The organism is Flavobacterium selenitireducens (assembly GCF_014748335.1).
In the GTDB taxonomy this organism is placed as follows: domain Bacteria; phylum Bacteroidota; class Bacteroidia; order Flavobacteriales; family Flavobacteriaceae; genus Flavobacterium; species Flavobacterium selenitireducens.
The window spans coordinates 266,175-281,390 of the sequence record NZ_JAAVIY010000004.1 but is presented as its reverse complement, the minus strand read 5'-3'; the positions used below and the strand labels follow the sequence as shown (position 1 = coordinate 281,390).

Annotated in this window: 14 protein-coding genes; 9 read left to right on the top strand and 5 right to left on the bottom strand. The window is 48.8% G+C overall.

Translation table 11 applies throughout. From position 1 onward, the window contains the following. The first annotated feature begins 173 nt into the window (after positions 1–173). Positions 174–2,402: a RelA/SpoT family protein gene (locus tag HC229_RS09045; RefSeq protein WP_408610262.1), complete on the top strand. Its 2,229-nt coding sequence runs from the start codon at positions 174–176 to the stop codon at positions 2,400–2,402. A gap of 38 nt (positions 2,403–2,440) precedes the next feature. On the opposite strand, the gene HC229_RS09040 is transcribed toward HC229_RS09045, so the two are convergent. Then, complete coding sequence (locus HC229_RS09040) at positions 2,441–2,680, bottom strand: hypothetical protein (protein ID WP_191020154.1); 240 nt, start codon at positions 2,678–2,680, stop codon at positions 2,441–2,443. 55 nt (positions 2,681–2,735) lie between these two features. Here HC229_RS09040 and HC229_RS09035 point away from each other — a divergent pair, with 55 nt between their 5' ends. After that, on the top strand, positions 2,736–3,251 hold the full coding sequence (locus tag HC229_RS09035; RefSeq protein WP_191020153.1) for a YdeI/OmpD-associated family protein: 516 nt from the start codon (positions 2,736–2,738) through the stop codon (positions 3,249–3,251). A gap of 94 nt (positions 3,252–3,345) precedes the next feature. After that, positions 3,346–3,897, top strand: coding sequence for an HD domain-containing protein (locus tag HC229_RS09030; RefSeq protein WP_191020152.1), 552 nt, complete (start codon positions 3,346–3,348; stop codon positions 3,895–3,897). A 44-nt stretch (positions 3,898–3,941) separates the two neighbouring features. Here HC229_RS09030 and HC229_RS09025 read toward each other — a convergent pair whose 3' ends face one another. Continuing rightward, positions 3,942–4,646, bottom strand: coding sequence for a hypothetical protein (locus tag HC229_RS09025; RefSeq protein ID WP_191020151.1), 705 nt, complete (start codon positions 4,644–4,646; stop codon positions 3,942–3,944). A 231-nt stretch (positions 4,647–4,877) separates the two neighbouring features. Between HC229_RS09025 and HC229_RS09020 the strand changes: the two genes are divergently transcribed. The 4 genes from HC229_RS09020 to nhaA all read left to right on the top strand — a co-directional run bounded on the left by HC229_RS09020 (position 4,878) and on the right by nhaA (position 8,697). Then, the gene (locus tag HC229_RS09020) at positions 4,878–5,345 is read left to right on the top strand and encodes a Fur family transcriptional regulator (protein WP_191020150.1); all 468 of its coding nucleotides are present in this window, start codon (positions 4,878–4,880) and stop codon (positions 5,343–5,345) included. Positions 5,346–5,610: 265 nt separating this feature from the next. After that, entirely contained in the window at positions 5,611–6,879 is a 1,269-nt protein-coding gene (locus tag HC229_RS09015) for an adenylosuccinate synthase (protein ID WP_191020149.1), read from the top strand. A gap of 70 nt (positions 6,880–6,949) precedes the next feature. Beyond that, positions 6,950–7,513 (top strand): GNAT family N-acetyltransferase, encoded by a 564-nt coding sequence (locus HC229_RS09010; RefSeq protein ID WP_191020148.1) that lies wholly within the window; start codon positions 6,950–6,952, stop codon positions 7,511–7,513. A gap of 29 nt (positions 7,514–7,542) precedes the next feature. Next, positions 7,543–8,697, top strand: coding sequence for a Na+/H+ antiporter NhaA (nhaA, locus tag HC229_RS09005; RefSeq protein ID WP_191020147.1), 1,155 nt, complete (start codon positions 7,543–7,545; stop codon positions 8,695–8,697). On the opposite strand, the gene HC229_RS09000 is transcribed toward nhaA, so the two are convergent. The 3 genes from HC229_RS09000 to HC229_RS08990 form a co-directional block, all read right to left on the bottom strand. Next, positions 8,681–9,340, bottom strand: coding sequence for a hypothetical protein (locus tag HC229_RS09000; protein ID WP_191020146.1), 660 nt, complete (start codon positions 9,338–9,340; stop codon positions 8,681–8,683). The two genes, nhaA and HC229_RS09000, sit on opposite strands and share 17 nt — an antisense overlap. Before the next feature lie 74 nt (positions 9,341–9,414). Next, the gene (locus HC229_RS08995) at positions 9,415–9,846 is read right to left on the bottom strand and encodes a YdbT family protein (RefSeq protein ID WP_191020145.1); all 432 of its coding nucleotides are present in this window, start codon (positions 9,844–9,846) and stop codon (positions 9,415–9,417) included. Positions 9,847–9,861: 15 nt separating this feature from the next. Continuing rightward, positions 9,862–11,733 (bottom strand): alpha-amylase family glycosyl hydrolase, encoded by a 1,872-nt coding sequence (locus HC229_RS08990; protein ID WP_191020144.1) that lies wholly within the window; start codon positions 11,731–11,733, stop codon positions 9,862–9,864. A gap of 329 nt (positions 11,734–12,062) precedes the next feature. On the opposite strand from HC229_RS08990, the gene HC229_RS08985 reads away from it, so the two are divergent. Further along, complete coding sequence (locus tag HC229_RS08985) at positions 12,063–13,784, top strand: OstA-like protein (protein ID WP_408610261.1); 1,722 nt, start codon at positions 12,063–12,065, stop codon at positions 13,782–13,784. A 143-nt stretch (positions 13,785–13,927) separates the two neighbouring features. Further along, the gene (locus HC229_RS08980) at positions 13,928–15,115 is read left to right on the top strand and encodes an aspartate aminotransferase family protein (RefSeq protein ID WP_191020143.1); all 1,188 of its coding nucleotides are present in this window, start codon (positions 13,928–13,930) and stop codon (positions 15,113–15,115) included. The last annotated feature ends 101 nt before the right edge of the window (positions 15,116–15,216 follow it).

Here is a 15,216-nt window from a genome sequence, read left to right as displayed (position 1 = left end):
TCACGCCGGCCCGACATTTCGGCAGCGGATCATCGATTGCTCTAAGCGGTTCGGATTTTGACGTTCCAGCCTCGAAACCTCCTTAAAACACTGATCCTAAACCAATTTGTTTCAGGAGGCCGCAACAACCAGAAAATTACTAATTATTCATTTTTAATTATTAATTTCCCGACATGGAGTTGACTGATGAATTCATAGAAAAAGAAAACAAAGCGATTGCGCAGGAATACAAGGAGTTGCTTCGGATTTCCTATCAAACGCTTTCGGACAGCGACAAAAAAATGATCCGGAAAGCCTTTGACGTGGCCGTCGACGCCCACAAAGAACAAAGGCGAAAGTCAGGAGAGGCGTATATTTTTCACCCGATAGCCGTAGCCAAGATCGTGGCTTCCCAGATCGGGCTTGGTGCGACTTCGATCGCGGCGGCTCTCATGCACGACGTGGTCGAGGATACGGATGTCACCGTCGAGGACATCGAACGCATGTTCAACCCTAAGGTGGCCCAACTCGTGGCCGGCCTGACCAAGATCGCCCAGGTCAAGAAGGACATGAACATCTCGATGCAAGCCGAGAATTTCCGCAAGATGTTGCTTACGCTGAACGACGACGTGCGCGTGATCATCATCAAGATAGCCGACCGCCTGCACAATATGCAAACGATGGATTCGATGGCGGAATACAAACAGGTCAAGATCGCATCGGAGACCTTGTATATTTATGCGCCTCTCGCCCATCGCCTGGGGCTTTACAACATCAAGAACGAATTGGAAGATCTCGGTCTTAAATATACCGAGCCCAATGTCTACAAGGATATCGTGTCCAAGATCAAGGAGACGAAAGAGCAGCAAGATGCCTATATTCAGGAAATCTCCGAAGTCCTGAAAAGTTCGCTTGACGCGGAAGGCATCGACTATATCATCAAGGGCAGGCCTAAATCGGTCTATTCGATACGGCGCAAGATGAAAGCCCAAAACGTCGGCTTCGACGAGGTTTACGACAAGTTCGCCTTGCGTATCGTGTACAAATCGAATCCGCATGACGAAAAGTTTTTGGCGTGGAAGATTTATTCCATCGTGACCGACCATTACCGACCGTCCCCGAGCCGGTTGCGCGACTGGATATCTTCCCCAAAATCCACCGGTTACGAGGCGTTGCACATCACCGTCATGGGGCCAAAAGGCCGATGGGTAGAAATCCAGGTACGGTCCGAGCGCATGGACGAAATTGCCGAAAAAGGCTATGCGGCCCACTACAAGTACAAGCAAGGCGGAGGCAACGAGGAATCGGGACTCGATATTTGGCTCAACCTGCTCAAGGAAGCGCTTGAAAATTCCGAAACGAACGCCGTTGACTTTGTCGAGGATTTCAAGATGAACCTCTACGCCAAGGAAATCTTCGTCTTTACGCCAAAAGGCGAAATCAAGTCGTTGCCGAAAGGGGCGACTTCGTTGGATTTCGCATTTTCGATACATTCAGAAATCGGTGTACGGACAAGGGGAACGCGTGTGAACGGGCGCTTGGTTCCACTTAACTACGAACTCAAAAGCGGCGACCAGGTCGAGATCATCACCTCGCCCAACCAAAAGCCGACGACACATTGGCTCGAATACGTAACGACATCGCGAGCTAAAAACAAGATCAGGAACGTCCTCAACGAGAACACCAAAAAAACGGCCGAGGAAGGCAAAGAATTGTTGACGCGCAAACTGAGACACCTCAAGATCACGATGAGCGAATCCGTGGTCAACGAGCTGGTCAATTTCTTCAAGCTCAAAACGAGCCTCGATTTGTTCTACCGCGTCGGAATCGGTGCGATAGAAAACCAACAGCTCAAGGATTACGCCGCACAAAAGAGCAATTCGTTCATCAACTTCTTCAAGAACAGAATCAAGAAAAGCGACAAGCCGATCGCCGAGGAAGACCTGCACCGCCAGGTACTCACGAGCAATTACGACATGTTGGTTTTCGGCCCTGAACACGACAAACTCGACTACAAGCTCTCAACGTGCTGCAACCCGATTCCGGGAGATGAAGTTTTTGGTTTCGTCACGATAAACGAAGGAATCAAAGTCCATAAAAAAGATTGCCCGAACGCGATCACATTACAGTCGAATTACGCCTATCGCATCATGTCGGCAAAATGGATCGATTCGACACAACAGGAATTCAAGGCCATCCTCAACATCACCGGGATGGATACGCTTGGCCTGACCAATCAAATCACGAAAGTCATTTCGAACAACATGCACGTCAACATCCAGAGCATTTCCCTGAACGGGGAGGCCGGGATTTTCAACGGACAGATCGCCGTCATCGTTCAGAACAATACGATACTGAAAAAATTAATGGAAAATATCCGTAAGATAGACGGTGTCGACAAAGTCACGCGGGTATACCATTAAAAGACAAAAAAAATCCGGCCTCATCGACCGGATTTTTTTCAGACGGCACTACCCGGTCCGCTGGGATCCATCGGGCCTTGCGGTTGCAACGGATCGTGCTGGGGATCGACATCGCCCCAATCTGCAGATTCTTCTTCTACTTCTTCTTTTTCAAGCGATTCTTCCCTATCCCCGGACGTATTACGCGATTCGTCTCCCGAAGTATCACGCATTTCCCGTTCGCGGTCTGTAGGATCCTGGTTGGATGGCATCCACTCTTTTTCGTTTGTATTTTCCATGATGGCTGACTTTGAATTTTAATGTAAATTAGTCTGCAAACTCGCTCGCCGCGTTATGGAATTTGTTCCAAAGTTGGTGCGATTTACCTCAGATATGGAAACGCCAATCGTAAACGACCATTTTATCCTCAAAAAAGGAGAAGGAAAAGGCGCCTGGACTTTCATCGAAATGCCCATCCTGAACAATGTGCCCAAAAAACGCAACAGCACTTTGCGCGTTCGCGGCCTCATCGACGGTTACCGGTTGGAGTCGTTCAACATTTGGGCGATGAAGAAAGGCACTTTCATGGCCGTCAAGGCGGATATACGAAAACAAATCGGTAAGGAAGCGGGCGATGTCGTAAAATTGGTGCTTTATCTCGACGAAGCACCGCTTGTCATCCCGGAAGACTTTCTGGCCTGCCTCGAAGACGAACCGAAGCTGATGCGAAAGTTCAGCGGATTTGACGAATCGCGCAAAAAGGAAATCCTCGATTGGATTTTTTCGGCCAGTGCCAATGAAGATGTTGTCTTAAGAATCGCAAAAGTCATCGAGCAACTGGAATCTCCGTCTGAGTTTAAATTGAAGTAACGAACTGGCATTCCGAACATTTCAGAAAATTTTAGACTCCGCTTCGCATAACTTGGCGTAACTTTAAGGTTGGAACCGATAAAATTTGAGGGTGATGGAGGAAATTGTAGCAAAGGTTCGCGACTTTGCCGATGCGGCCCATGGCGAACAACTCAGGAAATATTCCGGCGAACGGTATATCGTGCATCCGATAAGGGTGATGGAAACCTGCCGCCAATACGACGACTCGCTCCCCGTACTCGCGGCGGCACTGCTGCACGACGTACTCGAGGACACGTCTGTAAACGAAGCCGAACTCCTCGAATTTCTCAGGAACACGATGAGCGAAGCCGATGCCCGGCACACATTGCAGCTCGTGATAGAAATGACGGACGTTTTCGTCAAGAAAAATTTTGCCCATCTCAACCGCAGGATCCGCAAGCATCAGGAACTCGAACGCATAGAAAAGACAAGTGCCCAGGCCCAGACCATCAAATATGCGGATATCATCGACAATAGTGGGGAAATTGCCAGCCAGGACCGTCATTTCGCACCGCGTTATCTCAGGGAATGCCTCGAAATCCTAAAGGTCGCCATCAAAGGAAATGCGTTGTTGAGAGCGCGCGCCTGGGAAATCGTAAAACGCAACCTGTCCGAAGTCGAATAAAAAAGGCCCCGAACGGAGCCTTAAAAAAAAACTAACACTAAACCTTAATACGAGATTGTCATGGTGTATGGCGTTCCGGAGATGTCAAACGTAGCGCCGCTGACCATTCCGCCCTGGAAACTGTTGGCGAGAATGTAACCTCCTCCTGAGCCCAAAATGGTTTTTACCGGCTTTTTAGAGGCGAAAAACAGGGTTTGCGTCTCGATGAGAAGCATCGTCAGGCCGTCCACGCCTTTCACACCGCTGAAAGCGCCTTTTCCGGAATCACGCGTGATGGAAAGCACGTCATACATTACCAAGTCATTTTTGCTGTCCACTTTGATTGTAGTCCCGTCAATCGTAAGGGTTGTCGCGTCGACCCAGTTAACGACGAACGGCGCCTGGTTGCCACGTGCAAACGTTGCGAGTTTTCCTTGTTCGTTATAAGTGAACGATATCGGATCGGTAACAGCACCACTCGTTGTCACGTTCGACACCTTTCCTTTTTCGTTATAGGCGAAAGTGAACGTGTGCGCGCCTCCGGCATTGCTCGTCATGCTTCCCAACCTGCCTTTGTCGTCATAGGACATCGTGTACTGGATCGATTCGGTTCCGCCTTGCAAGCTTACAAGTGTCGGTCGTTTTGATCCTCCTTCATTGTCATCGCTTCCGCAAGAGACAAGGGCGGTCGTTGCCAATAAGAATAAAAATAAGTTCCTACCCGCAGGTACACATTTTTGTTTCAGGAATTCTCGAATCTTTGATTTCATTTTTCGTTGTTTTAAGTTCAAATTAGATTGTGATCAGGACTTTCTAAATCCCGGTGCAAAGAAAGCGGGCTTCTTCCCGGCGCAAAACACGAAATATACCAACGACGGTTTAAATAGACGGATGTTTGCCTGCGCGACGTCCCGAACCGACAAATAACGGACGCGGCTCCTGAGGCACAATTAAATCCAAATGGGAATTGCCAGTTCTCGACGAACCATTATCTTTGCCGCATGACACTTATTTCCACCGATAACAGCAAAAACCAAGAGACCGTAAAGAACGTCTTTACGATGTATCTCGAGAGCAAAGGCCATCGCAAAACGCCTGAGCGCTACGCGATTCTACAGGAAATTTACGAGAGTGAAGATCATTTTGACATCGAGAACCTCTACATCAAAATGAAGAACAAAAATTATCGCGTGAGCCGTGCCACCTTGTACAATACGATCGAACTGCTGCTCGACTGCGGATTGGTGCGCAAACACCAGTTCGGCCAGAACCAGTCGCATTACGAAAAGTCGTATTTCGACAAGCAGCACGACCATATCATCATGACCGACACGGGAGAAGTCATCGAATTTTGCGATCCGCGCATACAGACGATAAAAAAGACGATAGAGGAAATCTTCGACATCGAAATCCACAACCATTCGTTGTATTTGTATGGGCAAAAGCGCAAACCGAGTCTTGATAATTAATGATTAATGATTGGGCGTTGCGTCGGCTGGGGAATTTGGTGAAAACCGGAAATTTTAAGGTGCCGCCGCCGGGCTTTCCGCTTCAATCTTTTTTGTCATAGCTGCCAGGTTTTGAAAACCTGGCAGGACGCCAAAAAAGGATTTCCGCTTCAATCCCTAACGCGTTCACATTAAACATTAAACCTTAAACTTTAAACCTTAAACAAACAACTAACCCGAAACTCCGAGTCCTCCGACTTTTGACTTTCGACTTTGACTTAAAAAAATGGCAGACTTACTACTCGGCCTCCAATGGGGAGACGAAGGAAAAGGGAAAATCGTAGACGTATTGACCTCCAAATACGACATCATCGCACGCTTTCAAGGCGGGCCCAACGCAGGACACACACTCGAATTCGACGGCATCAAGCACGTTTTGAGAACAATTCCGTCAGGCATTTTCCACAAGAATTCAATCAATATCATCGGCAATGGCGTCGTCATCGACCCGACGGTCTTCAAACAAGAAATCGACGGCCTGGCCAAATTCGACATCGACATCAAATCCCGGCTTATCATTTCGCGCAAAGCCCACCTGATCCTTCCGACACACCGTTTGCTCGACGCAGCGTCCGAAGCGGCGAAAGGAAAGGCGAAGATCGGATCGACACTCAAGGGAATCGGCCCGACCTATATGGATAAAACCGGGAGAAACGGGCTTCGCGTAGGCGACATCGAACTCGAAGACTTCAAGGAGCGTTACCGCGCCCTGGCCGACAAACACGAGGCGATGATCAAATTCCACGACGTTGAAATCCAGTACAACCTGCCGGAACTTGAAAAAGAATTTTTCGCCTCAATCGAAGCCTTGAGACAGTTAACTTTCATCGATTCCGAACAATATCTGCACCAGGCGCAAAAAGACGGCAAGACCATTTTGTGCGAAGGCGCCCAGGGTTCGCTTCTCGACGTCGATTTCGGGACGTACCCGTTTGTGACTTCGTCCAATACGACGGCCGCCGGAGCTTGTACCGGGCTTGGCATCGCACCAAACAAAATCAAGGAAGTGTACGGGATTTTCAAAGCTTATGCGACGCGCGTCGGCAGCGGGCCGTTCCCAACCGAATTGTTTGACGAAGCAGGCGCGACGATGGCCAAGGTAGGAAATGAGTTCGGATCGGTAACCGGAAGACAGAGACGTTGCGGCTGGCTCGACCTCGTCGCATTAAAATACGCAATCCGCGTGAACGGCGTTACGCAACTGATGATGATGAAAGGCGATGTTTTGTCTGGATTCGACACATTGAAAGTCGCCACGTCTTATAAATACAAAGGCCAGGAAATCGATCATCTTCCGTACAACATCGAACCTGAAAACGTACAACCGGTTTACACCGAATTTAAAGGTTGGGCCGCCGATTTGACAGGGTTGACCACTTTCGATTCGCTTCCGAAAGAACTCAAGGAATACATCGAATTCATCGAAAAGGAGGTCGAAGTTCCCATCACGATCGTCTCCGTAGGACCGGACCGAAAACAAACCATCCTGAAATAAACCGGCATCCGAATACTTTATTGAACCCTTGAATCCTTAGATTTGAGGGTTTATTTTTTCTGCGCTTCCAATGGCTGACACCAATATTCCCGCATATCTGACGACGACCGAGCGGCTTCTTATCCGCAATTTGGCGCCGGCAGACCTCGACGATTTCCTGATCTACCGCTCCAATCCGGATATCGTGAAGTTCCAGTCATTTGACGTCATGGACCGCGCTACGGCCGAAGCCTTCATCGACAATCAAAAACACAGTGTGTTCGGGACGCCTGGAAAATGGACGCAGTTTGCCATCGTGCATACGGAAACCGCCAGGATGATAGGCGATTGCGCAATAAAATTCGACGGTTTTGACGATCGGGTGGCCGAAATCGGGATTACCATTTCCCATTTGTACCAAAAAACAGGATTCGCCCGCGAGGCGCTTGACGGCATCGTGGCATTGCTGTTTGCCATTCCTAACTTTCATCGCATCGTCGAACTCGTGGACACCCAAAACGGGGCTTCGATAAAGATGCTCGAACATTGCGGTTTCCGTCGCGAAGGGCATTTCGTGAAAAGCTACGACGACAACGGTGTCTGGACAGACGAATTTCAATATGCCATGCTGCGCGAAGACAGGATTTTGCTGTAAAATTCGGGAAAGCGTCGTATCTTTAGGCCATGCGTTCGACCCGATTGTTCCGTGATTTTTTTGCTTCAGAAAAGGCCGGCGGGCTTATCCTCATCCTGGCCACCGCAATTTCGTTAGTGATTGCGAACAGTGCGCTGGGATCGGTCTATATCGCTTTTTGGGAAACCACAATCTTTGGACTGACGCTTTCTGGCTGGATCAACGACGCGTTGATGGCTGTTTTCTTTTTGCTTATCGGATTGGAACTCGAGCGCGAAATGTATGTTGGCGAACTTTCCGACCTCAAAAAAGCATCGCTTCCCATCGTTGCGGCTATCGGCGGAATGATTGTGCCAGCCTCGATCTTCCTGTCGCTAAACTGGAATTCAGAGGCGCAAAACGGAGCCGGAATCCCAATGGCTACCGACATCGCATTTGCCATCGGCATCTTGTCGCTGGTAGGAAAACGCGTCCCGACCGCACTGAAGATATTTCTCACCGCGCTTGCTGTCATCGACGATTTGGGTGCCATCCTGGTCATCGCGGTTTTTTACACCGACTCCATTTCGATGGCCAATCTCGGTATTTCGCTTGGTATTTTCGGGCTTTTATTGGTAATGAACCGGCTTAGGATACGTCACCTTCTTCCCTATCTTATCGGCGGCATCGCGATGTGGTGGTTCATGCATCATTCGGGGATACACGCTACGATCACGGGCGTTTTGCTCGCGTTCGCCATACCGTTCGGCAACGGTGACGAAAAGTCGACCTCTTACGTCTTGCAGCACTTTCTGCACCAACCCGTAGCGTTTTTGATATTGCCGTTATTCGCCCTTTGCAATACGGCCCTGGTTTTCGGCCCTGACGTTTTCCAAAGCGTTACGACGTTCGCCAGCTTGGGAATCATCATCGGACTGGTGATCGGTAAGCCATTGGGTATTTTCTCGTTCGCGTTTTTCTCGAGCAAAATGGGCTGGTGCCGGTTGCCGTCCGAAATTAGCTGGAAGCAACTGCTTGGCGCCGGGATGCTCGCGGGAATCGGATTTACGATGTCGATATTTATCGCATTACTGGCTTACGACGACACGAAAATGGTCGATTTATCGAAAACAGCCATTTTGATCGCCTCGCTGATTTCGGGGATTTGCGGATTATTTTTCCTGAAACGAGTCACTCCGGCGCGCCAAATCAAGGCTGATAATTGACGTAGCCCCAAATTGCGATCCATGCGATGACCGAAACGATCGACCACCGGAACATCGCCTTTCCTTTGTTGCGATCTGTAGCTGAAAAGGCGAAAACACTTTGTCCGTTTGGCAGTGTCTTGCGATGGCTCGACAAATACCATCCGATAAGCAAACCCAAAACACCTCCTAAAATTACCGATATCCATCCTATGAAATTCAGGAAACCGTCCGGCTTATCGGGCTGTGAAAGCGCTTCGATGCGTGCTTTGTTCATCTCGGACAACTCCTGTTCGGACACCGATTTACCGCGATCCTTGAGAATCTTGCGCGCCAACATGAAGTCGAAGGCGCTCCATTCGTCCTTGGCCGAAACGACATCGAAAAGCTCTTTGTCCGAAAACGAATACAAATAATAATCCTGTGGCAAATCCTCAAGATCTCCCAAAACCGAATCTTCAAGCAGTTTATGGGCGCGTTCAAAATCTTCAGGCTTTAGCTTAACGCGGAATTCGTTCTCCGAATTTCCGGTAAACGAAGAATCCAGGTTAGGCGACTCATCCGTGACTACGTAATCGATGCCGTTTTCTTCAAAAAATTTGGCTAAAGCCTGAGCCGCGTGCTTATGCGTGAACCTCTCAAAAGTCAGGAATTCGCTTTCCATGAGTTGTCGATTTGATAAATAAAAAAATGTTTTGGGGCACAAAAATTTACATCCGAAGCAACAAAATCAAGTGCTTACTCACTTTCAAGCGCAGACGGCCTCGTCGCATTCTGGACGCCGTTGAATTCCTCCATGAACTTCTGCGCGCCTTTCATATTGTGCCCGACGATTGTCGAGGACGACCCGCCCAGTACGTTGACCGTGATCGTGCCGTAGTCCATGAGCCAGCCGAACATTCCGCGTTTGACGGTAATTCCGTAAAGACTTCCTGCGGGAATCCTGATGTAGTTTTTCTGCCAGGGCAAAACACCTGATTCGACTATCAATTCGCCTTGTTTGACCGTCCATTTGTAGCTTCTTATGGTGAAATAACCCAAAATAACGCAGCTACCCAATAGCCATCCTAAGATCAGGACTTTTCCGGTTCCGAAACTTATCAGCAAAATGCAAATAATGGCGAGAAACCATACAGGCGCGTAACAAAGCCAGTGTCTTTTTAAATTCATATCCTGCATTTCGACTTATTTATTGATTTCGTAAATGAATGATTCAGATGGAGGAATCGTCACCTGGATTTTCCCGACGCCGTTCGCAACGTTGAGCTTAATCGTGCTTTTTGCGTACAATTGATCGCGGATCACATAGGAACCATCGGCAAGTTTCAATTCTTTGACCACGTCCGACGGAATCCGCAAATCGAAAAACGACGACTTTGTATTCGAAAAATTACAGATTACGATTAATCGCTGCTTGTCGTCAAAGCGGACAAAAGAGTAGACATCCTGCGGATAATTCCCGTTGGAACGGTTGGCGCGCTGCAATTCGCGGAATTCGCCGTTGAGCGCCGGAGCCGTCAGGGCAAAGTTCAGCAAACGCTGGTAGAAATCGCGCAGCGCACGTTCTTCTTTGTTGAGCTTTCCGCCGTCGAACTTGCCGTCGTTCATCCAACGCTGATGGTTCGGAACGCCGACGTAATCGAAGATCGAGGTTCGCGACGGCTTGCCGAAACCGGCGTCTTCTTTTCCAGGTTCGCCGACTTCCTGTCCGAAATAAATCATCATCGGAGCGGAACTGATCGCAGCCGAAAGCACCGCCATGGGCTTGCCTTTATGAGCGTTTCCTGCGAATTCGGGGCTTGCGATGCGCTGTTCGTCGTGGTTTTCGAGAAAGTGCAGCAGGTGGTGTTCGATATCGTTGAAACGGTCCTGGATGTCAGAAATGCCATCGGGATTGGATTTGCCTTGGATGACGTCCTTCAACTTATCGTAGAGGTCCACCTTGTCGTACAAATAATCCATTTTCCCGATGTGGATGTAATTGCGGTACTCATTCGGGTTGTAGATTTCGGCAAGCAAAAACGCGTCGGGATTCTTCATCTTGATCGCGGAATTCATATAGCTCCAGAATTCGACAGGTACCATCTCGGCCATGTCATACCGGAAACCGTCAACGCCTTTGGACGTCCAGTACAACGCGATATCACGGAATTTCTTCCACGAAGACGGCACTTCCTTCTCCCGCTCTTTCCAAAACTTAAAATGAGCTTCGATATCCTGTTTTTCGTATCCGTAAGGCAATTGCGGAAATTCTTTGAGCCCATCGGGCCGTACGCCGTAATTGATCTTGACGGTTTCGTACCAATCATTGCTGTCAGGCTTTGCAGCGCGTGATCCGTTTCCGGTCCATTTGGCGGGATTCTCGTCGAATTTCCCGTCAGAAAGCGGGTGTTTTTCGCCACCCAGCGGTTGGTATCCGTCCGATGTCGGAACTTCGAACGCTTGCCCGGGAATGTAGTAGAAATCGTTGTTCTTGTCGTATTCGACCTCTTTGTTGTCGTCGGCTCCGAAATCCTTTACTTTCTTCGGATTGTTTTTCCCTTCGTAACGACGCGCGATATGGTTCGGCACGATGTCGATGATCACCTTGAGTCCGTTTTTGTGCGTTCGTTTTATCAAATCCTCAAATTCCTCAAGCCGTTTCTCAGGATTGTTGGCCAGGTCGGGATTGACGTTGTAATAATCTTTGACGGCGTAAGGCGAACCGGCGCGTCCTTTGACCACATCCGGATCGTCGTTGGAAATCCCGTATTTAGTGTAGTCGGTCACCACGGCGTGATGCGGGACGCCCGTGTACCAAATATAATTGACGCCGAGCTGGCGGATCTCGGTCAAGGCCTTGTCGTTGAAATCGCTGAATTTCCCTACTCCATTTTCTTTAATGGTGCCCCACGGTTTATTGACGGTATTCTTGTTTCCGAAAAGTCGCGTAAAGACTTGGTAGACGACAATTTTTTGTTTCGGATTTTGAGTTTCTTTCATATTCTTTGACTTGCCCGTCTGTGCTTGCGCTGTTAGTGCCGACACGGCAATCATCGCGAGAATCGTATTTTTCATGTCGTATTTGGATGTCTTCAAATATAGGAAATAGCGTTTGAAATCGGATGGGAAATCGCCTCGTGTTTTCCTGCCATGACGGGCCCGCGTTAAGGATTGAGGCGATGTCTGAGCTCTTTGCACGAGGTACGAGGCAAAAGCGAGAGCCGAAAGCCTGACGGCATTGCAGCCTGCGGAAATGCCGGAACGCCCTAATCATTAACCCAACAATTCGCTTAATCTACTAATTTGCTAATTCGCTAATTTGCTAATCCGCTAATTACCAAATTACTCTTAACGCCAATCCCAAATCCCTACAATTCCATACATTTGCCCAAAAATTACAAGCATTGAAAAAGTTGCTTTTTTTGTTTGTTTCATGCGTATTGACGGGCCCCGGCTTGTTTGCGCAAAAGGACAAGCGCATCATCATCGAACATGCCGATTTCTTCGATCGCAATGAAACTGAAATCCCCGGAGCTGTTTTGCTCACCGGAAATGTCCGCGTAAACCACGACGGGGCCATAATGCGTTGCAACAAGGCCTATTTATTCGAGAGCGAGAATTACCTCAAAGCGTTTGGCGACGTCCACATTATCCAGGGCGACACGCTCTTCCTCGACAGCCGCTACGCCGAATACAACGGCATGAACAAACAGGCGTTCGCTACCGGGAACGTCGTGATGCGCTCCCCGGATATGACGCTCAAAACCGACACGATTTATTTCGACCGCAACGTACAGCAGGCCTATTACCGAACGCCGGGAACGATCCTAAACAAGGAAAATGTCCTGAAAAGCAACACCGGACGCTATTATGCGAACCAAAAAAAGTTCCAGTTCCTGACTGCCGTGACGCTCACCAACCCGAAGTACGTGATGAAGTCAAACCACCTCGATTACTTCGACAATTCTGGCCATGCATATCTTTTCGGGCCGTCCACGATCACGAGCGAACAGAATTTCATCTATACCGAAAAAGGGTTTTACGACAGCAAGAAGAACGTCGGACACTTTTTGAATCACTCCTACATCCGGTACAAAGACCGCAGGATCGAAGGCGACAGTTTGTATTACGACCGAAAGATAGAATTCGCTTCGGCCACGCGCAATGTCAAAATTACCGATACGATCAACAAAGGCATCGTAAAAGGCCATTACGGCGAGGTCTGGAAGCTCAAAGATTCGCTTTTCGTGACCAAACGAGCCGTGGCGATCAATCTTGTCGACAACGATTCGGTATACATACACGGCAAGAAATTGCTGATGACGGGAAAACCGGAAGCCCGTGTGATACGTGCCTGGCCGAACGCAAGGTTTTACAAGTCGGATATGAGCGGTAAGTGTGATTCCATACATTCTTCCCAGGTCACAGGCCTGACGAAACTTATCAACAAGCCTATACTTTGGAATTTCGACAACCAACTCACGGGCGACATCATGCATCTCATCAGCAATAAAACGACCGAAAAACTGGATTCCCTCAAAGTGCTCGGCAATTCGTTCATCATCGCCAAAGACACGATCGGGACGGGTTTCAACCAGGTAAAAGGCGTCAATCTTTACGGAAAGTTCAAGGACAATAAATTGTACGAGGTCGATATCGTCAAGAATACGGAATGTATTTACTACGTCCGAAACGATAAGAACGAGCTTGTGGGCATCAACAAATCGGCGGGAAGCCGCATCAACCTGTTGCTCACCGAAAACAAAATCGATGTGTTGACGGTTTACGATTCGCCTGCGGGCGATTTGACGCCGGAAAAGGAATTTCCTGAAAATGCCCGGAAACTGCGTGGCTTCATTTGGCGTGGAGACGAGCGGATAAAGTCCAAAGACGATATTTTTCCGCCAGAGGAGCAAGAGTACGAGGCCAAGGCCGCCCAGGGGACTAAAGCCGACGAAAAAGAACAGGACAAACCGATGGAAATCCGAAAGGAAACTTCAAATTACGGCAAACCTGTAAAAGCGGCCAAATCAAAGTCGAAACCACGGAGCCCGGTTAAGAAGGCTAGTGCAAAACCAAAAGCGAATCTGGGCGCAGCCAGGCCCGTTGAAGTCAAGTCGCAGTGAGGCTATCGCCGGTGGTGAGATTATCACCAATGGGGGCCTTGCTGGCTTAGATATAACATATCTCCAAGATATGTTATATCTGGGTCAAAATTCGCCAAAACAACAGTATCTCCATTACATCTTTTCTGTACAATTTGTTAAAAGTGAAAGCAGATTTTTTTACATATCAAGCCCAAACTTCCCCGTTCCCGTTAGGGATGGAGGTTTCGCACGCATCGGGATCTTATATTTACGACACCTCCGGAAAGAAATATCTGGATTTTGTCGCTGGCGTCTCGGCCTGCACGCTAGGACATGTGAACAAGCGCGTGAACGATGCGATAAACGAGCAATTGCAGAAATATTCCCATGTGATGGTGTATGGCGAATATGCCCAACATCCGGCAACGGAATATTGCAAAATGCTCGCAAACCTTTTGCCCGAGCCGCTTGACAAGATTTATCTCGTCAATTCGGGAACGGAGGCGACAGAAGGAGCATTAAAGCTCGCAAGGCGCGTCACTGGTCGGTCGCAGCTTATTTCGTGCCGCAACGCCTATCACGGCAATACGATGGGCTCGATGAGCGTTATGGGTTTTGAGGAGCGCAAACAGATTTTCCGTCCTTTGATTCCGGATGTTGATTTCATCACGTTCAACAGCGAATCCGATCTTGAAAAAATCACCGAGCGAACGGCGGGCGTAATTGTCGAAAGCATTCAGGGCGGGGCCGGCTTCATCGAACCAAAAGACGATTGGTTCCGAAAACTGCGCGCGCGATGCACCCAAGTTGGCGCGCTAATGATCGTGGACGAGATCCAACCCGGCTTCGGACGCACCGGAAAAATGTTCGGGTTTGAAAACTACGGCATCGTTCCTGACGTAATTATCATAGGCAAAGGAATGGGCGGCGGAATGCCTGTCGGCGGATTCGTGGCGTCATCCAAAATGATGGATCTGCTGAGCCACGACCCCAAGCTCGGACATGTCACTACCTTTGGCGGACACCCTGTCATTGCGGCAGCCTGTCTCGCGACTTTAAGAGAATTGACTGAAACAGAGCTGGTTCCGCAAACGCTCGAAAAGGAAAAACGCTTCCGGTCATTACTGGAACATAATTTGATAAACGAAATTCGCGGTAAAGGGCTTATGCTTGCAGCCATGACGCCATCTGCCGCGATTACCGATAAAGTAATATTGAAATGCCAGGAAAAAGGCCTGATCCTGTTCTGGCTGCTCTTTGAGGGATGCGCCATCCGCATTACGCCGCCGCTTACGATATCCGAAAAGGAAATTGACGAAGGTTGCGCCATTTTGCTCGAAGCGCTCGATGAAGTACAGAAGGAATTGTAATAATTCCAGGAAAAGGAGCCGATTGATTCCACCAAAGCGAACCAAGGATTCGCAACACGCTTAGGGAATTGCCCTAAAATCATGACCATCCGCGCCGTACT